Genomic DNA, 20,830 nt, shown 5'->3' on the forward strand with positions numbered 1-20,830 from the left:
TCCGTGTTCCGTCTCCTGCGTTTCATCTGACTCTTGCCTATGTCTGCCCCGCGACCCGACTCCGCCCGTCAGCGCCGCCCAATGCGTCCGCTGCCCGCCATCATCTTCATGAGCCGCTGGCTGCAATTGCCGCTCTACCTGGGCCTGATCGTCGCGCAGGCTGTCTACGTCGTCCTGTTCCTGAAGGAAGTCTGGCATCTGGTCACGGCGTCGATGACGCTCGACGAAACCAACATCATGCTGGTCGTACTCGGCCTGATCGACGTGGTGATGATCTCGAACCTGCTGATCATGGTGATCATCGGCGGGTATGAAACCTTCGTGTCGCGTCTGGGCGTCGAGGGTCATCCGGACGAACCGGAATGGCTCGACCACGTGAACGCCGGCGTGCTGAAGGTCAAACTGTCGATGGCGCTGATCAGCATCTCGTCGATCCACCTGCTGAAGACCTTCATCAGTCCCGATCAGAACTCGACCCACACGATCATGTGGCAGGTCATCATCCACGTGGCGTTCCTGGTGTCGGCGCTGGTGATGGCGCTGGTCGACCGCCTCACCACGCACACGCATCCGAAGCATTTCGAAGAGCCCGCGGCACTGCATGCCGTGAGTTCCGCAAAAGGTTCCACTCCCCTGAAGGCGCACGACTGACGCACCGCGTGCGATCGGAAAACAAGCGCCGTTGTCCCCACTGAGCCAAGCCATGACCGTCATCAAACAGGAAGATCTGATTCAGAGCATCGCTGATTCGCTTCAGTACATCAGCTATTACCACCCGCTCGACTACATCCAGGCCTTGGGCCGCGCTTACGAGCTCGAACAGAGCCCGGCGGCGAAAGACGCCATCGCCCAGATTCTGACCAACAGCCGCATGTGCGCCGAAGGCAAGCGCCCGATCTGCCAGGACACCGGCATCGTCACGGTGTTCGTGAAGGTCGGCATGGACGTGCGCTGGGAAGGCGCGACCATGGGCGTCACCGACATGATCAACGAAGGCGTGCGCCGCGGTTACCTGAACCCGGACAACGTGCTGCGCGCGTCGATCGTGAGCCCGCCGGAAGGCGCTCGCAAGAACACGAAGGACAACACGCCGGCGGTGATCCACTACGAGATCGTGCCGGGCAACACGGTGGACGTGCAGGTCGCGGCCAAGGGCGGCGGCTCGGAAAACAAGTCGAAGTTCGCGATGCTCAATCCGTCGGATTCGATCGTCGACTGGATTCTGAAGACCGTGCCGACGATGGGCGCGGGCTGGTGCCCGCCGGGCATGCTCGGTATCGGCATCGGCGGCACCGCTGAAAAAGCGATGCTGATGGCGAAGGAATCGCTAATGGACCCGATCGACATTCAGGACGTGATCGCACGCGGCCCGCAGGACTGGATCGAAGAATTGCGCGTCGAACTGCACGAGAAGGTCAATGCGCTCGGTATCGGCGCACAGGGCCTCGGCGGTCTCGCCACCGTGCTCGACGTGAAGATCATGGCCGCGCCGACGCACGCCGCGTCCAAGCCGATCGCGATCATCCCGAACTGCGCCGCGACGCGTCATGCGCATTTCACGCTCGACGGCTCCGGCGTCGCGAAGCTCGAAGCGCCGTCGCTCGACGCATGGCCGAAAGTGCAGTGGGAACCGGACACGGAAAAGAGCAAGCGCGTCGACCTGAACACGCTGACGCCGGAAGAAGTTGCCGGCTGGACGCCGGGCCAGACATTGTTGCTGTCGGGCAAGATGTTGACGGGCCGCGACGCCGCGCACAAGCGTATCGCTGACATGCTCGCGAAGGGCGAAAAGCTGCCGGTCGATTTCACGAACCGCGTGATCTACTACGTCGGCCCGGTCGATCCGGTGCGCGACGAAGCGGTCGGCCCGGCAGGCCCGACGACGGCCACGCGCATGGACAAGTTCACCGAGACGATGCTGTCGCAAACGGGTCTGATTTCGATGATCGGCAAGGCCGAGCGCGGCCCGGTCGCCATCGAGGCGATCAAGAAGCACAAGGCCGCGTATCTGATGGCCGTGGGCGGCGCCGCGTACCTCGTGTCGAAGGCGATTCGCAGCGCCAAGGTGCTCGCGTTCGAAGACCTCGGGATGGAAGCGATCTACGAGTTCGACGTGCAGGACATGCCAGTGACGGTCGCGGTCGACTCGAACGGCACGTCGGTGCACCAGACTGGACCGAAGGAATGGCAGGCGAAGATCGGCAAGATTCCGGTTGCAACGGTTTGATCGCTATCGGAATCCGCTGAAAAAACCAGAAGCCGGGGCCTTGAGCCCCGGTTTTTTATCGCGAAATGAGAACAATAAGCAACTCGCGAAAAACCTTGAAAATCAAGCGCGAAACTACAAGTTTGCCTTGGCTTTTCGGGCTTCGCCGTTTATCGTTCTGGGAAATTGGAAACCCCACAAAGGACACATCATGCAAGGCGATAAGAAGGTCATCGAATATCTCAACGCGCAGTTGAAAAACGAACTGACCGCGATCAACCAATACTTCCTGCACGCGCGGATGTACCGCCACTGGGGTCTGGAAAAACTCGGCAAGCACGAATACGACGAGTCGATCGGTGAAATGAAGCACGCCGACTGGCTCATCGAACGCATTTTCATGCTCGACGGTCTGCCGAACCTGCAAGACCTGCACAAGCTGCTGATTGGCGAGGAGACCAAAGAAATCCTCGAATGCGATCTGAAGCTCGAACAGATTTCGCAGAGCACCTGCAAGGAAGCGATCGTGTATTGCGAAACGGTCCGCGACTTCATCTCGCGCGAAATCTTCACGAAGATTCTCGACGACACCGAAGAACACATCGACTGGCTGGAAACTCAACTCGATCTGATCGACAAGGTCGGCATCCAGAACTACCAGCAAAGCGCGATGGGCACGATCGAGTCCTGATCGAGCCCCGCTGAAACTGCCCGCGCGATTCATGGGCCAGGTCACTCACAACGGCATTCGCCATGACCTTTCCCGCGCGGGCGATATACTTGCGCACCTTCCCGTTTTCCCGAGTTCCCCTTGACCGCCGCGCGACGCGCGTGTTCTTCGCCTATGCCTGCACAATCGCCGTCCCCGACCGTTCGGCCGCTCACCTCGGGTGCCGCCTCACGCGCGCCGGTGGGCATTTTCGATTCGGGGCTGGGCGGTTTGTCGGTGTTGCGGGCGGTCCGGGCACAACTGCCTGACGAAGCCATCCTGTATGTCGCCGACTCACTGTACGCCCCGTATGGCGAGCGCGACGACGACTTCATCGCCGACCGCACGCTCGCCGTCGGCGAATGGCTGGTCAAGCAAGGGGCGAAGGCGCTCGTGGTCGCCTGCAACACGGCGACCGCGCAGTCCATCGCGCTGGTGCGCGAAAAGCTGCCCATTCCGCTGGTAGGCGTCGAGCCCGGCGTCAAACCCGCCGCGCTGCAGTCGAAAACCCGCGTGGCCGGCGTGCTCGCCACCCAGGTGACCTTGCGCAGCGCCCGCTTTCAGGGACTGCTCGAACGCTACGCCGCCGATTGCCGCTTTCTGTGCCAGCCGGGCCACGGGCTCGTGCAGGCCGTCGAACGCTGCGATGTCGCGTCAGCCGACGTGCGCGAACTGCTGCGCGGCTACCTTCAACCGATGCTCGACGCGGGCGCCGACACGCTGGTGCTCGGTTGCACCCACTACCCGTTTCTGGATGCGGCGATTCGCGACATCGTCGGCGATCGGCTCATGTTGATCGACACGAGCGTGGCCATTGCGCGGCAACTCGAGCGCGTCCTCGAGCAGCACGGCCTACGCGCCGCGCCCGCGAGCGGCGATTCCGCCCTGCCCCGTTTTTTTTCCACCGGCGACGGCACCCATCAGCAACAACTCGCGGCCACCTTGCTGCACATTGACGCGACCGTCGAACGTGTGCAAATCCCCTCGCGCCGCACGGCAGCACCGGACTCCCAAGCCGCATAAAACCGTCGGACCGGGCGTTATTGCCGCGTCAGGAGGCGTTTTTCCGACGTTTCCCGCCTTTTTCGCGTCGCCTGCACGAAGCGCCGACGGCCGCTCCATTAGACGAAACCCTTCTAAGAGTCTGGTTTTGTTACAAAAAATCCCGCAGGCCTCTTGCCAAACGGCTCGAACAAAATGATAATAATTCGCATTAACGTTAGCTATGACGCCTGCCATGATTGTCTGTGTCTGCAAGTCCGTTTCTGACCGCACGATCCGTTCATCGATCGCGGATGGCGTCGACTCGTTCGACGAGCTTCAGTTCGAGTTGGGCGTCGCTTCCTGCTGCGGCAAGTGCGAAGAGTCCGTGCGCGACGTCATGCTGCAGAGCGGCGTGTGCGCCAGCCGCTGCGGCGTCGGCATCGAGCTTCGTCCGCAGGCTGTCCCGCTGACATTCTACGAACGCAAGGCTGCCTGAGGATTCGCTTCGGGGCGCGGCGCGAGCCGTGCCTTGCGGGCGCCTCGGCACACTACCGCTTCTGGCGCCGTTTCAAGCGCTGCATTTACGCGTTATCCCACTGCCGTCAGCAAGCCAGTATCCGTTTCCGTACCAGCCAGCTACCCGCTCAACCGTCCCAAGGAGTTCGAGATGGAATTGCTGATTGGTTTCGTGACTACTTTGTTTATTTCGCTGCTGATCTTCCGAACATGACGATGTCTTGTCTGACGTGTTGTTCAAACAGCACGCTGCCACGCTAACATGCAGGTCTCGCAAACTGTCCCAGCCGGCTCGAAGCCGGCTTCACACGCTCGCATGAACTCCCGCGCGTTGACCGCGACCGCCGTTGTGGCCGTGATTCACGTGACGTTGCTCGCCGTAATCATGACGTTGCGTCACGAGCCCGTGCAGCCAGCGCTCGAATCGCACGTGATGACCGCGCAGTTGCTGCCGCCGGCGCCGCAAGCCGCGCCGGTCGCGATGGAATCCATCGCGCCGCCACCGCCGAAGCCCGTGCCGCCGGTTCATACGAAGCCCAAAGTCCAGCCCAAGCCGACTCCGACACCCAAGCCAACGCCGACGCCGTTGCCTCAGGCAGCCGCGCCGTCGCCGACGCCGGTCGAGGCGCCCGCTCCGACGCCGCCCGCGCCCGCCGCACCGGCGACACCACCGGCCGAAGCGGCGCCGGCAATCGGCCGTCAGACGATGGAAATCAGCGCGCCGAAGAACGTCTCGCACCTCGATTGCAACATCGCCAAGCCCGATTACCCGACGCTCTCGAAACGGCGCGGCGAAACCGGCACCGCGCTCGTGAAGTTCGTGGTCGGCCTGACGGGCAAGCTCGAAAACATCGAGTTGAAGAAGAGCAGCGGCTTCAGCCGACTCGACGACGCAGCGCTCGCCGCCGTGCGTGCGAGCGCCTGCAAACCCTATCTCGAGAACGGCCAGCCGATTCGGGCCGCGTACACCCAGCCTTACGACTTCAATCTGAACGATTGAAGCAGAATTTAAAAAAGGAATTGCAATGCAAAACTACGGATTGGCGCACGTGTGGGCGCAAGGGGATTTCGTGACGCGCGGTATCGCGCTCGCGCTGTTGATCATGTCGGTGATGTCGTGGAGCGTCATCGTCATCAAAGGCTGGAATGTGATGCGCCTGAACCGCCTCACGAAGAATGCCGAACAGGCGTTCTGGCATTCGGACGATCTCGCCGACGGCGTGAAGAAGCTCGGCGCCGGCGCATCGACGCCGCAGGACAACCCGTTCCTCGCGCTGGCGCTGTCAGGCCAGGAAGCCGCCGACCATCATCATCAAACGCAGCCGCATCTGCATGACCGCATGGACGTGTCGGACTGGGTCACGCGTTGCCTGAAGGACACGATGGACGAAAGCGTCGCGCGCATGCAGAGCGGTCTCGCGATTCTCGCGTCGATCGGCAGCACGGCGCCGTTCGTCGGTCTGTTCGGCACGGTGTGGGGCATCTATCACGCGCTACTGGCGATCGGTGCGAGCGGCCAGTCGTCGATCGACCAGGTCGCCGGCCCGGTCGGCGAAGCGCTGATCATGACAGCGTTCGGCCTGTTCGTCGCGATTCCCGCCGTGCTCGGCTACAACGCATTGACGCGCGCGAACAAGGGCATCGTCGCCAAGCTGAGCCGCTTTGCGCATGGCTTGCACGCATTCTTCGTGACGGGCGCGCGCCTCTCGTCGTCCAAGCGCGGCGACGGCCTGCGTCTCGCGACCCGCGCGAACTGATCGACGAGGCACTCCGATGGCAATGAGCCCCTTCGCTGGCGACGATGACGACGGCCTGATGAACGAAATCAACATGACGCCGCTCGTCGACGTGATGTTGGTTCTCCTGATCGTCTTCATGGTGACGATTCCGGTGATTCGTCACGCAGTCAAAATCGATCTGCCGCATGCGAGCAGTCAGAAGGAAGAAACGAAGCCCGCGCAAGTGACGGTTTCGATCGACGCGGATGGCAACGTCCTGTGGGACGAGCAGAAAGTCGACGAAGCAGCGTTGAGCGCGAAAATTGCAGCGGCCGCGCAAGCGAGTCCGCAACCGGAACTGCATCTGGACGCGGACCGCAAGGTCCCGTACGAGAAAGTGGCACAGGTGATGTCGGCGGCCCAGGCCGGTGGCCTCACGAAGATCGGCTTCGTCACGCAGCCGAAGGCTAAATAGGCGGCCGCACGACGCTATCAGCGAAGCCGCGATGCGCTACCCGGCGCCCGCGGAGAATCGCAGAAAGCCCTTGAAACAGGGGCTAAAAGTAAAAGGCCTTCATCGTCAGATGAAGGCCTTTTTTTGTGCGCACTCGGCGCCTTCGGGCGGTGGGATCATTTGCCATCGGTCGAAGATTGACGGCCTCCTGAATCACCACATGCGTCAGCCGTGATCGACACGGACAGCGCGGTCAGCCCTATCAGGCCCGCTATGATAGCGGCCATGAGTTTCCGCATAAGAGACTCCTTAGCGAAGGGATTTCACTATAGGCCCGCGAGCGCGCGCATTCAAGCAAACGGCCATTGAAAGTACTCATGACAGGCCACGCTTAAATGCTAAAAGCGATGTTGCGACGCGCGACCGTGCTATGACGCAACCGCCAGCGAAGCCTTCACGGCAGTCTTTGTCGCGACCTTCTCTTCGCTCACGGGGCACTCGCCCATGATGTGCTTTCCGTCGTCCGGATCGAGCATCTCGACCAGATAATCGACGAATGCGCGCACGGCCGGCACCATTCCCTGGCGCGACACGAATACTGCGTACAACTGCGGCGTCGGAAAGGTCCAACCCGGCATCACCGGCGATAACTGCCCCGCGCGCAACGCGGCGCCATACATCATCTCCGGTAGCGCGGCGATGCCGACGCCGGCGAGCACCGCTTCGCGAATCGTCATCAGATCGGCGGTCACGAGGCGCGGTTCGTGCTCATGTGCGTGGCGCGTGCCGTCGGGCGAGATCAGGTTGTAGACGTGACGTCCGTCGCCGGTCGGCACGTCGAGCGTTTCGAAGCGGCTCAGATCGGCGGGCAGCAACGGGGGTGCATTCTGCTGCAACAGACTCGGCGCGCCGACCAGCATCTGCTGCGTGCGCCACAGCGGTCGCACGACGATGTTGGCGTTTTCCGGCGGATCGGAACGCACGCGCAACGCGACGTCGATCGAATCCTCGAACAGGTCGACGACGCGGTTCGTCACGCGCATCACCACGCGCACCTCGGGATAACGATGCATGAATTCCGGCAGGATCTGCGACAGGATGGTCTGCGAGATCGTGACCGGCACGCTGACGCGCACGGTGCCGCGCGGCGACGAGCGCAGTTGCTGCACGACATTGACCGCCGCCTGGGCCTCGCTCAGCATCGCCTGACAGTGCTGATAGAAGAGTTGCCCTGCCTCGGTCAGCGCCAGCTTGCGCGTGGAGCGCTGCAGGAGACGCACGCCGAGCGACGCTTCGAGCTCGGTCAAACGGCGCGACAGGCGCGACTTTGAGATACCCAGCACGCGCTCGGCAGCGGAAAAACCCCCGTGTTCGACGACCTGCGAGAAGTACATCAGGTCATTCAGGTTGTGTGAATCGATCTTCATCTCATCGTTCCAGTAATAGAACAATCCATTGCGTGACGGCGGCTGGCACCTCTGAAAACGGTCCCTATAATAGCTCCATGTTTCAAAAATGACGCTATTCCCCATTTTTCAAGGTGATATTGATGAGCACGACACGCACGATCGAACGCACGTTTCCCGCCGTTCGCACGACCGAAGGCGGCGGCTTTATCGTCCACCGCCCGTTTCCTACCCGCATGCTGATGGACTTCGATCCGTTTTTGCTGCTCGATGAAATGGGTCCGATCGACTACGCGCCGGGCGAGGCCAAAGGCGCGCCCGACCATCCGCATCGCGGCTTTGAAACAGTCACGTACGTGCTGGAGGGCCAGTTCGGTCATAAGGATTCGGCGGGCCATTCCGGCACGCTGCATGCCGGCGACGTCCAATGGATGACCGCTGGCGCGGGCGTCGTCCACAGCGAGATGCCGGACCCGTCGTTCGTGCGCACCGGCGGCCGCGTGCACGGCCTGCAGCTGTGGGTGAATCTGCCGCGTCGCGACAAGATGATCGCACCGCGTTATCAGGAGATGCCGTCGTCGAGCATTCCGGTGGCGACGTCGGCGGACGGCCGGGTGCGCGTCAAGGTAATCGCCGGCGAAGCACTCGGCGTGAAAGCCGCGATCGAGACGCGCACGCCGATCCTGTATCAGCATTTCTCGCTGCAACCCGGCGCGACGATCCGGCAGCCGGTGCCGGCCGACTATCGCGTGTTCGCATACGGTTTGTCCGGCGCGGGCTTTTACGGCGAAGGGGAAGCGCGTCAACGGATCGACGCGCGGAAAATGGTCGTGTTTCAGAACGATGGCGACACGGTCACGCTTGGCGCGGGCGACGAACCGCTCGAAGTGCTGCTGTTGGGCGGCGTGCCGCTGAAGGAGCCGGTGGTGCGCTACGGCCCGTTCGTGATGAATACCGAGGACGAGATCCGCCAGGCCGTGTTCGACTATCAGGCCGGACGCATGGGCGAGATTGCGCACTGAGCGTGGCAGCGTTTTAGCGGAGCGCGGCGACCGACTTGTCGCTCGCGATCGCTCGGCCGCAACACTGACTGCCGCCAACGCAATGGGCGCGGTGCGAGCGATTCCCAGTCGCCGCCCGCGCCCGTTTTGTGAAGGCGGTCGCTCTTCAGTCCATGCGCCGAAGGCCGGCGATTTCGTTCACAATAGCGTCTCATGTCGCGCGCCACGGCAACTCAGTTCATTGAACCGCGGCGCGCGGCAATTTCCGTCCTGTTCAGGAGCAGCGCGCATGGCAGAGCCCACCGTCACCGCCCACATCGGCGCGACGAATTTCCAGGTCACCTTCGACGACGGCAAGCACACGTGGCTCGCCGACGAACCCGCGTCGCTCGGCGGCGGCGATCGCGGACCGACCCCCGTTTCACTGCTGCTGTCGAGCCTCGGCGCCTGCACCTCGATCACGCTGAAGATGTACGCTCAGCGCAAGGAGTGGCCGCTGACGGAGGTGCGCGTGACGCTCTCGATGGAAACCGGCGATGCGGGCTCGACCATCGATCGCAGGATCGTGCTCGAAGGCAATCTGTCCGACGAGCAGCGGGAACGGCTCTTGCAAATTGCCAATGCGTGCCCGGTTCACAAGATCCTCACGCATACGATCACGATCCGCTCGGGTCTCGCCGTTGCGTAACGCGACGCCCGCGCGACTGGCGCGCCTACGCTGAGAAGGCCGCACACTATTTAACGCAAACGCAACGCTTTCATAGGAAGCTGCCGACTTGAATTTCGAACACCTTATCCAGATCAACGATCCGTTGAATCCTTTTGTCGACTCGATGACTCGCGAGCAGTTGTGGGAAGGCCTCGTGCTGCGCGCCGAACAGCCGCAACTGTTCGTGATGGGGCTCGACAGCTGCACGATCCTGTCGCGCGACGGCAATGTCCTCGAACGGGAATTGCACTACGGTCAGGCCACCGTCCGCGATCGGGTTACGCTCGAGGAGAGCCAGAGCGTGCGCTACGACATCCTGCCGACCGAAGACTACGTGGGCGGCTCGCTAACGATGACCATCGAGCAGCCGGACGAGCTGCAGTTGTTCCTGCGCTTCGAGTACGCAACCACGCTGCCCGTGTCCACCGATCAGGACGCCGTGCAGACGCAGGAGATCGTGAAGTCGGCGTATCGGGAGAACGATATCGACACGGTGCGGCTGATCCGCCAGTACGTGCAGACCAAACAGACGCCCGGTTCCCTGCATTGAATTCCGCGCGGCCGCACAGCCCGCGCCGCCGCGCCAACTCGCACAGTCGCCCGGTCACGGCCGCGTTGCTCCCACTGCTTTCCTGGCCCTGTACGCGGCTATCACAATTCGAATCCGATGAATTTCTCTTTCTTGTAAATAGGAATAGTTATCATTTAGAATCAACTCCATCGAATCGACGAACAGCTAAAACGAATGACCGATCTCAACCGCCCTTCCACGCTCAGCCTGCGCCGCCCCGCGGCAGCGCTGACCAGCCGCCCGAAATCGTCGACGGCGAGCTCATCCGCCGCAAAGCCTGCCGCGGAGCGCGCAAACGGTTCGGGCGAGACGTCGGAGCGAGTCGTGCGCAGCGACGCATTGCTGCAAGGACACAGCCACATCAGCATCTTGCATAACGGCGAAACCTACCAGCTGCGTGCCACGCGCCTGGGCAAGCTGATCCTGACGAAGTAAGACCGAACAGAGGTAAAGAATTGAGGTACTACAGCGTATTGTGGGGACCACCTCCTCGAGAGGTGTTGGGCATTAGCCAGCCACGACGGCTTGCACGTGAGAACTAGCCCCCTTCGTGCAGACACCAAGCCAGCCGTCGCAGCCAGCCAGGCCGCTTTTTTGGTTCCCACCGATGTGGATGCACGAAACGTCGTGTATCGCTCGAGCAGAAATGGAAAAGCCGTGGGATGAAAACATCCCACGGCTTTTTGTTTGTAGCGCGCAGCGATCTGTGCGAACGCGGCGCGGCAGACCGGAGCAGCTTCGCGGCTCTCTTACTTCGAAGCCCAGCCCCAGAACATCAACCACCATGCGCTATCGACAACCGCCAGCGCCGCGACGAACCACATCATCGCGAGACCACGTTGTACGAAGCGCTCGCTATAGCGGCGCGTGACGAGCCAGGCCAGCCATGCGCTCCACAGATTGGCGACCGCCAGAATCGTGATGCGCAGATCCGACGCCCACCACAACGACACATGTTCCGCACGCAGCAGCGACAGCGTCGTCGCCGACAGCCCAAGGAACACGCCCGCGCCAGCGATCGGAATCAGCGCCTGCGTCAGATGATGCAAACGCACCGAGCTGAAGAGCCCGAGCATACGCGTTGCGCCCATCAGCAACAGCAGCAGCGTGGTGCCGTAGACGAGCGCCGTCGCGAGGATGTAGCCGATCACCATCGTGCCGTCGAGCCACGAAAACACGTCGTTCTGCTCGGGATAATGCGTGAACAGAAACCACGGCGCGTTGGTGTCGAGCGGCCAGGTGATGTCGTGATCGACCAGCCACGTCGCAAAGAACATCTTCAGATCGATGAACCAGCGCGAAGCGGTCCAGTGGAACGCGCCGATCGCGATGCCGAGCAGGCCGTACAGGATCAACGCGGTGTCCCACGGGTTCGCCTTCTTGTCGCCGAGCTGCACGACTTCCGACGACGGCGCGCGCCACGTCAACGCAATCGCGTCGCGGTGTCCGCTGCAACGGCCGCACATATGGCAGTCCGCCGCGCCCTTCATATTGCGCAGCGGCACGAGCGGCGCGCAATTGATCGGAATCACGCGATGCCCGTGCTCGCCGTTCTTGTACGAATGACGCCACGCGTCTTCATCGACCTTGTAGTGGAACGGCGCGAGGCGCGCCAGAAGCGAAAAAACCCCATTGACCGGGCACAGGTACTTGCACCAGACACGCTTCTCGCGTCCGTACAGCAAGCCGATGATGATCGCCGCGAAAGTCGAGCCGCCGAGCACCAGCAGCACCGCCTTCGGATACTGGTAGACGCTCACCATCTGACCGTAGATCGTGGTGATGCCGAACGCGACGAACGGCCAGCCGCCCCAGCGCATCCAGCGCGGAATCGCCCAGCCGCGGCCGAACTTGCTGGCAAACTCGGCGAGCGCGCCTTCCGGACACAGCACGCCGCACCAGACCCGGCCGAGCATCACCATCGACAGCAGCACGAACGGCCACCAGATGCCCCAGAACACGAACTGCGCGGCAAGCGTCAGGTTGTTCCACAGATGCGCGGTGTCGTCCGGCAGCGGCATCACCGCCGGCACGATGATCAGGAACGCGTAGACCGCCACCACGACCCACTGAATGCCGCGGATCACCGCGCCGTGACGCTGCATCCATTGTCCGGCCGCCGCGAGGCGCCCGGGACGGGTCATGACGGTGCTCATGCCGTGCGCCCTGCCGTCTGCCGCGCCGGCTTGCGATTCGCCCGGCGCACCAGCAGATAGACCACCGCCCAGTACACGGCGTACGCCAGCAGATTCATCAGCGCCGGATGAGCGCGATAGCCGGTCAGCGTCGAAACCAGCGAACCGAAGGTGCTCGAGTCGTCGAGAATCGCCGACGAATTCCACATCTGGTCGACGATGGTCGGCAGGATTTCCTTGTCGATCAGCTTGTCGACGCCGGTCTGGAACAGGCCTGCGCCGAGGAACAGCAGCATGATTTCGGTGACGCGGAAAAAGAGCCGCCACGAGAAGATCTTGCCGCCCAGTTGCAGCAAGTAGAACGTCAGGAACGCGAGACCGAGGCCGAGCACGACCGCGAGCATCTGGCTGCCGTCCACGTGGCCGGACTGGCCGAAACCGAGGCCGTACAGGAAGATCACCGTTTCGCTGCCTTCACGTGCGATCGCGAGGGCCACCAGCAACGCGACGCCCCACCAGTTCGAATCGCGCTGACTCTTTTGCAGCGACTGTTCCATGTCGCGCTTCAGGGTCCGGCCGTGCTGCTTCATCCACAGCACCATCTGCACGATCAGCACGCAGGCGACCAGCACCATCGCGGTCTGGAAATAGTCCTGTGCGTCACCGGAGAGCACTTCAGTGAAACCCACCAGCGCCGCGCCGAGCGCCACCGCCGCGATCACACCGGCCGCGACGCCGCCCCACAGATACGGCAAACCGCGGCGCGCATCGTCGTCGCCATTTTTCAACCACGCATACAGGATGCCGACGACCAGCAAGGCCTCGACGCTTTCCCGCCAAACGATGAACAGAATCTGACCCATCCAAGCTCTCCCTTCGATCCTTCTACTGCCTGACTGCCTGCGCGGCCGCGGCACCCGCTGGAGTGCCCGCGCCCGCCCGCAAGGCCATTACTTCGCGACGATCACGCCCTGCGCCTGCTGGTGGAAATCGTCGAAAAACTTGTATTCGCCCGGCTCCAGCGGAGCAATCACGACGAACGAATCGGCGCCCGGCGCCAACACCTTTTCTTTGCGCAACTGCACGCTTTCGAATTCGGCCGCGCCCTTGCCGACGTTGCGCACTTCGATCTTGATACGCTGCCCCGCCGGCACTTCGATGCGCGCCGGGTTCAGCTTGCCGTCGTTCATTTCCAGCTTGAAGGTCGGCAGGTCGGCTGCGTGGGCCGCGCCCGCGAGCAACGCCGTGGCGGCGAGCATCGCGATCTTTCGGTCAATTCTCATTAGCCTTTCCGGAAAACGCGGCGCACCGACGTCGATCGTCAGCGCGCCGCCTGCTGCATTCACTCATTCAACCCGGTCGTCGCTACGTGGCCATGCGCTCGCGTGGCCCGACAGCGCGATCGGCTCGGCAGATCAGTAGCCGCCCTTCTTGCCGATGCCGGCGAAGGTGAAGTCGTATTCGAGCGTGAACGGCTTGAACCACGGACCCACGCCGGTTTCCTTGTCGACGTGGCGACCGAAAGCCATGTGGCCGGTCTGCATCGGCGGTTCGACGATCAGCTTCAGGTGATATTTACCCGGACCTTCGAGCTTGACGTTGTCGCCGTAATGCGGACCGTCGTTGGCGACCATCGCCATCAGGTCACCCTTCTGCGTCTGCTTTGAGCCCGCTTTGGTCAGCTCATAGCGAATTTGCAGATACGGCATCCAGTCGCCTTCGGCGAAACCAGTCGGATTGTTCTTGACAGCGTGGATGTCGGCTTCGAGGTGGATGTCCGAATCCGACGCCTTGCGCATCATGCCTTCCGGTTCCATGGTGATCGGCTGCAGGTACACCGCGCCGATTTCCATGCCGCCCTGAATCTGTTGCTTGCCGATCGGGTATTCCGCCGCGCTCGCCGAGAGAGCGGCCACCGCGACCACTGCGGCTGCGCCACCACGCACAAATGAAGAAATCCGCATTGAAACTCCTTGTTTTTATCAGACTGGAATGGAATCCATTGGAACAGTGCTTTGTGCGTGCCTGATGCGGTGGACCCACCGCCCGTCAACAGGCGTTATACCGGGTGCCAAAGGCATACAAGAACCTTAAATGCGAACCATTCTCAATATTGGGCGAGTTTATCATTGATCTACGGGGAGGACAAATAAGGGCGCGCGCAAATCCTTGTCGCAACAGGGCCTTAAGGCTGTTTTAAGAAAGCGCAGGTGTGTGTGTGCGAGCGGATGTCACTGCAATTGGCAGGGCGCGGCGTGTTGCCGCGCCCCGGGGCGGAAGGAAGTTTTATTCGATGCCGGAGACGTGATCGCCGACATTCGCGCCGAACACGCGCTGACGCAACAGCGCCAGCTGGTCACGGGTCTGCGCGGCCTTTTCGAATTCGAGGTTCTTGGCGTGCTCCATCATCTGCTTCTCGAGGCGCTTCAATTCCTTGGCAAGCTGCTTCTCGGACATGTCCTCGAACTTCGCGCGCGTTTGCTGCTCTTTCAGTTCGGCGCGCGCGTCGTCGACGTTGTACACCCCGTCGATGATGTCCCGAATGCGTTTGACCACCCCACGCGGCGTGATGCCGTTCGCGAGGTTGAAGGCGATCTGCTTGGCGCGCCGCCGCTCGGTTTCGTCGATCGCGCGGCGCATCGAGTCGGTCACCTTGTCCGCGTACAGAATCGCCTTGCCGTTCACGTTACGCGCCGCCCGGCCAATGGTCTGGATCAGCGAGCGCTCGGCGCGCAGGAAACCTTCCTTGTCGGCGTCGAGAATCGCAACCAGCGACACTTCCGGAATATCCAGCCCCTCGCGCAGCAGATTGATCCCGACCAGCACGTCGAAGGTGCCGAGGCGCAGATCGCGGATGATCTCGACCCGCTCCACCGTGTCGATGTCGCTGTGCAGATAGCGCACCTTCACGCCGTGATCGGACAGAAACTCGGTCAGCTGCTCGGCCATCCGCTTGGTTAGCACCGTCACCAGCACGCGGTCGCCGACCTTGACGCGCTCGTTGATTTCGCCGAGTACGTCGTCGACCTGGCTGCGCGCCGGCCGCACCTCGATTTCCGGATCGACGAGGCCGGTCGGACGCACCAGCTGCTCGGCCACCTGCCCGGCCGTCTTCTTTTCGTAGTCGGCCGGCGTGGCGGACACGAACACGACCTGACGCATCTTGCGTTCGAACTCGTTGAACTTGAGCGGCCGGTTATCCAGCGCGGACGGCAGGCGGAAACCGTAGTCGACCAGATTCTCCTTGCGCGCCCGGTCGCCGTTGTACATGCCGTTCAACTGGCCGATCAGCACGTGCGATTCGTCGAGCATCATGATCGCGTCCGACGGCAGGTAGTCGACCAGCGTCGGCGGCGGCTCGCCGGGTGCCGCGCCGGAGAAGTGCCGCGAGTAGTTTTCGATGCCCTTGCAGAACCCAAGCTCCTGCAGCATTTCGAGATCGAAGCGGGTGCGCTGTTCGAGCCGCTGCGCTTCGACCAGCTTGCCGTCGCTATAGAAGAATTCGAGCCGCTCGCGCAGTTCGCTCTTGATCGTCTCGACTGCGCGCACCACGGTATCGCGCGGCGTCACGTAGTGCGACGACGGGTACACGGTGAAGCGCGGAATCTTCTGCCGCACGCGGCCGGTCAGCGGATCGAACAGTTGCAGCGTCTCCACTTCGTCGTCGAACAGTTCGACGCGCACCGCCATCTCCGCGTGCTCGGCCGGGAAAATGTCGATCGTGTCGCCGCGCACGCGGAACGAGCCGCGCTGGAAGTCGGCTTCGTTGCGGTTGTACTGCATTGCGATCAGCCGCGCGATGATGTCGCGCTGGCCGAGCTTGTCGCCGGTGCGCAGCGTCAGAATCATCTGATGGTATTCGGACGGATTGCCGATACCGTAAATGGCCGACACCGTCGCCACGATCACCACGTCGCGCCGCTCCATCAGGCTCTTGGTGGCCGACAGACGCATCTGCTCGATGTGTTCGTTGATCGACGAGTCCTTTTCGATGAACAGGTCGCGCTGCGGCACGTACGCTTCCGGCTGGTAGTAGTCGTAGTACGAGACGAAATACTCGACCGCGTTGCGCGGGAAGAACTCACGGAATTCCGAGTAAAGCTGCGCGGCGAGCGTCTTGTTCGGCGCGAACACGATTGCTGGGCGGCCGAGCCGCGCGATCGTATTGGCCATCGTGAAGGTCTTGCCGGAGCCGGTCACGCCGAGCAGCGTCTGGAACGAGAGGCCGTCCTCGACGCCTTCGACGAGCGTGTCGATCGCCGTCGGCTGGTCGCCGGCGGGCGGATACGGCTGGTAGAGCTGGAACGGCGAGCCGTCGAACGTGACGAATTTGGATTCGTCGAGCGTATCGTCGACTTCGGTCAGATGTTGTTCGGACATGGGGACGGCACCGGGCCTTGGGCAAAGGACCATTCTAACGGGTTGAGGGAAACGCGGATCGGGTGGGCCTGCGTCGGATGGGGGAGCCGCGACAGGGCTGGCGGCGGTTCGGCGCGGGATCGTGCTCCGGCCCTTGCCCGAACGATGCACGGGCTTGCCTGCCAGGTATCGGCAGAGGCTTCGGCAGGCGCTCCCGCCGGGGAGCCGCGGGCCGCCGACGGCTTGCGGCGGGCGGTGTTCAGACCGCTCCGCCTTCACCACATGGCGCCGGAGTGCCTGTTTTTCAAGCAAATAATTCCCTGCCGCGGGGCCGGTCGGCCAAAAAACGCCCGCGGATTCGTTACAATGCGAAGTTGCGCTCGCTCGCCGCTGTCCGTCGCCTGTCCGCGTGTTGCACCAGACGCCTCAGGCCGGGCCGTTCGCGCTCGGAGCCGCCCTCTTTTCACTACTGCTGCCCACCCATCATGTCTCTGTTCTCCGCCGTCGAACTTGCTCCCCGCGACCCGATTCTGGGCCTGAACGAAGCCTTCAACGCCGATACGCGTGCCACCAAGGTCAACCTTGGCGTGGGCGTGTACTTCAACGAAGAAGGCAAGATTCCGCTGCTGCGCGCCGTGCGCGAAGCTGAAAAGGCCCGCGTCGATGCGGCGCTGCCGCGCGGCTATCTGCCGATCGAAGGCATCGCGGCCTACGATGCGGCCGTGCAGAAGCTGCTGCTCGGCAACGACTCGCCGTTGATCGCGGCAGGCCGCGTCGTCACGGCGCAGGCATTGGGCGGGACGGGCGCGCTGAAGATCGGCGCGGACTTCCTGAAGCGCGTGAACCCGAACAGCAAAGTCGCCATCAGCGATCCGAGCTGGGAAAACCACCGCGCGCTGTTCGAAGGCGCCGGCTTCGAAGTCGTGTCGTATCCGTACTACGACGCGCACACGCACGGCGTGAACTTCGACGGCATGCTGAGCGCGCTGAGCAGCTACGCCGCGGGCACGGTCGTCGTGCTGCACGCGTGCTGCCACAACCCGACCGGCGTCGACCTGACCGTCGACCAATGGAAGCAGGTCGTCGAAGTGGTCAAGGCGCGCAATCTGGTGCCCTTCCTCGACATCGCCTACCAGGGTTTCGGCGACAACATCGAAGCGGACGCCGCAGCCGTGCGTCTGTTCGCGGCATCGGAACTGAATGTATTCGTGTCGTCGTCGTTCTCGAAGTCGTTCTCGCTGTACGGCGAGCGTATCGGCGCGCTGTCGATCATCACCTCCGGCAAGGAAGAAGCGGCGCGCGTGCTGTCGCAACTCAAGCGCGTGATCCGCACGAACTACTCGAACCCGCCGACGCACGGCGGCTCGGTGGTTGCTGCAGTGCTCGCATCGCCCGAACTGCGCGCCACGTGGGAAACGGAACTCGCCGAAATGCGCGACCGTATCCGCGCGATGCGCAACGGGCTGGTCGAGCGTCTGAAGGCAAGCGGCGTGGACCGCGACTTCAGCTTCGTGAACGCACAGCGCGGCATGTTCTCGTACTCGGGTCTGACGGCTCCGCAAGTGGACCGTCTGCGCGAAGAGTTCGGCATTTACGCGGTGAGCACGGGCCGCATCTGCGTGGCCGCGCTGAATACGCGCAACCTCGACGCGGTGGCTAACGCAATCGCCCACGTGTTGAAGTAAGGCACTCCGCAGCGCCGATCCTCGGGTCACGCGCTCCGCAGGAACCGCTTGTAGAAACGGCGCCCTTTCAGAAAGGGCGCCGTTTTTTATTGGCCGGGAGTCACAGTGGTTTCAGCGCTCGTCACGATGGATGTCGTGCGTGACGAAGCCGGCGTCGTTGTCGGGCATGTCGAGCCAGTCGGGATGATTGAGCGAATGGCGAATGTCATCCAGACCGCTCTGCCAATGCTCACGCATGGTCGACAGGCCGAACTGGAAGTCCTTGAAGTGCCCTTCGTATTCCTTCTGCCGGTAGATCAGATGGATTATGTTATAGCGCTTCGAACACGCGAGGTCTTCGGCCAGCTTGCACCACGGGTCGTCTCGCTGCTCAGACGGCACGCGATCCAGCACCTCGCGCAACACATGCCGGAACCGCTGGGAGCGTTGCAGCATATCGGTCACGAGACGCGTGCGGCTCGAATACTGGATGTCTTTCATGCGCCCCTGAACATCGGTGAGGTTGTCCGGCACCGGTCCGATCGCGCTCCACAGATCGACCTGGAACGCGAGCGTGTCGCGACGCGGCGTGGACTGAATCACCTCGTAGAGTGGCGTGTTCGACATCAAACCACCGTCCCAGTAATACTGGCCGTCGATTTCGACCGCCGCGAAGCCCGGCGGCAACGCACCCGACGCCATGAAATGCTCGGGCCTCAGCGTGGTGTGCGTGTTGTCGAAGTACGCGAAATTGCCGGTGCCGCAATTGACCGCGCCCACCGACACGCGCATCTCACGCGAATTGATCCGATCGAAGTCGCACAGCGCCTCGAGGGTGGCCTTCAGCGGCGCGGTGTCGTAGTAACTGGCCGTTTGCGGCGGCCCGGACACCGTGGGCAGCGGCGGCGGAAAACGCGGCACGAAGAAGCCCTTCTGCCCTTCGAGCACAGCGCCAATCGCCTGGGCCGCCGTGAAGGCTTTGCGCACCGCGTCGGTGGAATTGAAAAACGCTTGCTCGATGAACGCCGGCAACGGCGGTCCGAATGCCGGCTGGCAGATGGTTTCCCAGAACTGCAACAGCCGTTCGACCCGTTTCTCCGGCGGATTGCCGGCGATGATCGCCGTATTCAACGCGCCAATCGAAATGCCTGCGAGCCAGTTGGGCTCGATGCCGGCTTCGTGCAGCCCCTGAAAGACACCGGCCTGATACGCGCCCAGCGCGCCGCCGCCTTGCAGCATCAACGCGACGGTTTCGTAGTTGGGCAAATGGACGCGCCGGCTGGGGCGCGCGGCGGGGGCCGAACCGGCGCCCTCGCCCTCCCCGTCACCGGGCGCACCCACGCGCGCCCGCTTGAGATTGCGTTGCGCCATGGACGCCTCCTTATTGCATGTACCAGCCGTGGCTCACAATGAAGGATTGGCCGGTCAGCGCCGCCGTCGGGAAGGTGGACAGGAAGAGGACCGTCTGCGCCACGTCTTCCACCGTGGTGAAGATGCCGTCGACCGTGCCGCCCAGCATCACGCGCTTGACGACTTCTTCTTCGCTGATGCCGAGCTCCTTCGACTGCTCGGGAATCTGCTTGTCGACGAGCGGCGTGCGCACGAAACCCGGACACACCACATGCGAACGCACATTGTGCTTGGCGCCTTCCTTGGCCAGCACGCGCGCGAGCCCCAGCAGCGCATGCTTGGCCGTCACATAGGCGGACTTCAGCGGCGACGCCTCATGCGAATGGACGGAGCCCATATAGATCACGATGCCGCCGCGATCGTCCTTGTACATGTGCTTGAGCGCGGCCTTGGTAGTGAGGAACGCGCCGTCCACGTGGATCGCCTGCATCTTCTTCCAGTCCGAGAACGAATAGTTTTCGATCGGATTGACGATCTGAATGCCGGCGTTGGAAATGAGAATGTCGATCGAGCCAAGTTCGGCGGCGATCTTGTCGATGCCCTGATTGACGGCCTCCTCGCTCGTGACATCCATCGCCACGCCGATTGCCTTACCGCCGCCTTTCGTGATTTCTTCAGCGACGGCGTTCGCGCCTTCCTGGTTCAGGTCGGCGATCGCGACTGCCGCGCCAGCGGCGGATAGGGTCAGCGCAATCTGCTTGCCGATGCCGCTTGCCGCGCCGGTAACCACGGCAACCTTGCCATTCAGATTCGTGTTCAGAGACGACATCCAGAACCTCCATGCAGTTGATGAGCCATTCGACCATAGGCCGCAAACGGTGCGCAGTCAGCCGAACGATATAGGCCGTTCGGCCGAATGCTGCATTGCGGCCAACGCTGCTATTGTGCATGAACCCTGTGAACTCCATAGGTAAAACGCACATCGCGCCGTATCTCTTTAAACTGGACATTTACGGCGCAATTCCGGCGGCGCCACCAACCAGGAGGC

General features: G+C 62.6%; 21 protein-coding genes. 13 read left to right on the forward strand and 8 right to left on the reverse strand.

The window, feature by feature from the left end; translation table 11 throughout:
* Positions 1-81 precede the first annotated feature (81 nt).
* The 8 genes from BGI01S_RS09070 (at position 82) to BGI01S_RS09105 (ending at position 6,608) form a co-directional block, all read left to right on the forward strand.
* Positions 82-651 (forward strand): TIGR00645 family protein, encoded by a 570-nt coding sequence (locus tag BGI01S_RS09070; RefSeq protein ID WP_042324301.1) that lies wholly within the window; start codon positions 82-84, stop codon positions 649-651.
* A 52-nt stretch (positions 652-703) separates the two neighbouring features.
* The gene (locus BGI01S_RS09075) at positions 704-2,227 is read left to right on the forward strand and encodes a fumarate hydratase (protein ID WP_042324303.1); all 1,524 of its coding nucleotides are present in this window, start codon (positions 704-706) and stop codon (positions 2,225-2,227) included.
* 190 nt (positions 2,228-2,417) lie between these two features.
* Positions 2,418-2,897 (forward strand): bacterioferritin, encoded by a 480-nt coding sequence (gene bfr / locus BGI01S_RS09080; protein ID WP_042324305.1) that lies wholly within the window; start codon positions 2,418-2,420, stop codon positions 2,895-2,897.
* A gap of 153 nt (positions 2,898-3,050) precedes the next feature.
* On the forward strand, positions 3,051-3,938 hold the full coding sequence (gene murI, locus BGI01S_RS09085; RefSeq protein ID WP_042324307.1) for a glutamate racemase: 888 nt from the start codon (positions 3,051-3,053) through the stop codon (positions 3,936-3,938).
* Between the two features lie 214 nt (positions 3,939-4,152).
* On the forward strand, positions 4,153-4,395 hold the full coding sequence (locus tag BGI01S_RS09090) for a (2Fe-2S)-binding protein (RefSeq protein WP_042324557.1): 243 nt from the start codon (positions 4,153-4,155) through the stop codon (positions 4,393-4,395).
* 282 nt (positions 4,396-4,677) lie between these two features.
* Positions 4,678-5,415, forward strand: a complete 738-nt coding sequence (locus BGI01S_RS09095) for an energy transducer TonB (protein ID WP_042324309.1) — start codon at positions 4,678-4,680, stop codon at positions 5,413-5,415.
* 25 nt (positions 5,416-5,440) lie between these two features.
* Positions 5,441-6,172, forward strand: coding sequence for a MotA/TolQ/ExbB proton channel family protein (locus BGI01S_RS09100; protein WP_042324311.1), 732 nt, complete (start codon positions 5,441-5,443; stop codon positions 6,170-6,172).
* A gap of 16 nt (positions 6,173-6,188) precedes the next feature.
* Entirely contained in the window at positions 6,189-6,608 is a 420-nt protein-coding gene (locus BGI01S_RS09105; RefSeq protein ID WP_042324313.1) for an ExbD/TolR family protein, read from the forward strand.
* Positions 6,609-7,015: 407 nt separating this feature from the next.
* Here the strand turns inward: BGI01S_RS09105 and BGI01S_RS09110 are convergent, their stop codons facing one another.
* Positions 7,016-8,014: a LysR family transcriptional regulator gene (locus tag BGI01S_RS09110; RefSeq protein WP_042324315.1), complete on the reverse strand. Its 999-nt coding sequence runs from the start codon at positions 8,012-8,014 to the stop codon at positions 7,016-7,018.
* 122 nt (positions 8,015-8,136) lie between these two features.
* Between BGI01S_RS09110 and BGI01S_RS09115 the strand changes: the two genes are divergently transcribed.
* The 4 genes from BGI01S_RS09115 (at position 8,137) to hemP (ending at position 10,709) form a co-directional block, all read left to right on the forward strand.
* On the forward strand, positions 8,137-9,015 hold the full coding sequence (locus tag BGI01S_RS09115) for a pirin family protein (RefSeq protein ID WP_042324317.1): 879 nt from the start codon (positions 8,137-8,139) through the stop codon (positions 9,013-9,015).
* 268 nt (positions 9,016-9,283) lie between these two features.
* Positions 9,284-9,682, forward strand: coding sequence for an OsmC family protein (locus tag BGI01S_RS09120; RefSeq protein ID WP_042324319.1), 399 nt, complete (start codon positions 9,284-9,286; stop codon positions 9,680-9,682).
* A gap of 88 nt (positions 9,683-9,770) precedes the next feature.
* Positions 9,771-10,253, forward strand: coding sequence for an SRPBCC family protein (locus tag BGI01S_RS09125; protein ID WP_042324321.1), 483 nt, complete (start codon positions 9,771-9,773; stop codon positions 10,251-10,253).
* A gap of 195 nt (positions 10,254-10,448) precedes the next feature.
* Complete coding sequence (gene hemP, locus BGI01S_RS09130) at positions 10,449-10,709, forward strand: hemin uptake protein HemP (RefSeq protein ID WP_042324323.1); 261 nt, start codon at positions 10,449-10,451, stop codon at positions 10,707-10,709.
* Positions 10,710-11,023: 314 nt separating this feature from the next.
* Here hemP and BGI01S_RS09135 read toward each other — a convergent pair whose 3' ends face one another.
* The 5 genes from BGI01S_RS09135 to uvrB form a co-directional block, all read right to left on the reverse strand.
* Complete coding sequence (locus tag BGI01S_RS09135; protein ID WP_042324325.1) at positions 11,024-12,430, reverse strand: 4Fe-4S binding protein; 1,407 nt, start codon at positions 12,428-12,430, stop codon at positions 11,024-11,026.
* Positions 12,427-13,272 carry an FTR1 family iron permease gene (locus BGI01S_RS09140; RefSeq protein WP_042324327.1) on the reverse strand — a complete coding sequence of 282 codons (846 nt, stop codon included), beginning with the start codon at positions 13,270-13,272 and terminating at the stop codon, positions 12,427-12,429. Before BGI01S_RS09140 ends, BGI01S_RS09135 begins: the two co-directional genes overlap by 4 nt.
* Positions 13,273-13,359: 87 nt before the next feature.
* The gene (locus tag BGI01S_RS09145) at positions 13,360-13,692 is read right to left on the reverse strand and encodes a cupredoxin domain-containing protein (protein WP_042324558.1); all 333 of its coding nucleotides are present in this window, start codon (positions 13,690-13,692) and stop codon (positions 13,360-13,362) included.
* A gap of 132 nt (positions 13,693-13,824) precedes the next feature.
* Positions 13,825-14,373: an iron transporter gene (locus BGI01S_RS09150; RefSeq protein WP_042324330.1), complete on the reverse strand. Its 549-nt coding sequence runs from the start codon at positions 14,371-14,373 to the stop codon at positions 13,825-13,827.
* A gap of 322 nt (positions 14,374-14,695) precedes the next feature.
* On the reverse strand, positions 14,696-16,789 hold the full coding sequence (uvrB, locus tag BGI01S_RS09155; protein WP_042324332.1) for an excinuclease ABC subunit UvrB: 2,094 nt from the start codon (positions 16,787-16,789) through the stop codon (positions 14,696-14,698).
* 464 nt (positions 16,790-17,253) lie between these two features.
* Here uvrB and BGI01S_RS09160 point away from each other — a divergent pair, with 464 nt between their 5' ends.
* On the forward strand, positions 17,254-18,453 hold the full coding sequence (locus tag BGI01S_RS09160; protein ID WP_042324333.1) for an amino acid aminotransferase: 1,200 nt from the start codon (positions 17,254-17,256) through the stop codon (positions 18,451-18,453).
* A 111-nt stretch (positions 18,454-18,564) separates the two neighbouring features.
* On the opposite strand, the gene BGI01S_RS09165 is transcribed toward BGI01S_RS09160, so the two are convergent.
* Together BGI01S_RS09165 and BGI01S_RS09170 are read right to left on the reverse strand one after the other, a co-directional pair.
* The gene (locus BGI01S_RS09165; RefSeq protein WP_042324335.1) at positions 18,565-19,803 is read right to left on the reverse strand and encodes a DUF3734 domain-containing protein; all 1,239 of its coding nucleotides are present in this window, start codon (positions 19,801-19,803) and stop codon (positions 18,565-18,567) included.
* A 10-nt stretch (positions 19,804-19,813) separates the two neighbouring features.
* Entirely contained in the window at positions 19,814-20,611 is a 798-nt protein-coding gene (locus BGI01S_RS09170; RefSeq protein WP_042324337.1) for a 3-hydroxybutyrate dehydrogenase, read from the reverse strand.
* Between the last annotated feature and the right edge of the window lie 219 nt (positions 20,612-20,830).

Origin of the sequence: Paraburkholderia ginsengisoli NBRC 100965 (assembly GCF_000739735.1) — a bacterium.
Lineage (GTDB): Bacteria > Pseudomonadota > Gammaproteobacteria > Burkholderiales > Burkholderiaceae > Paraburkholderia > Paraburkholderia ginsengisoli.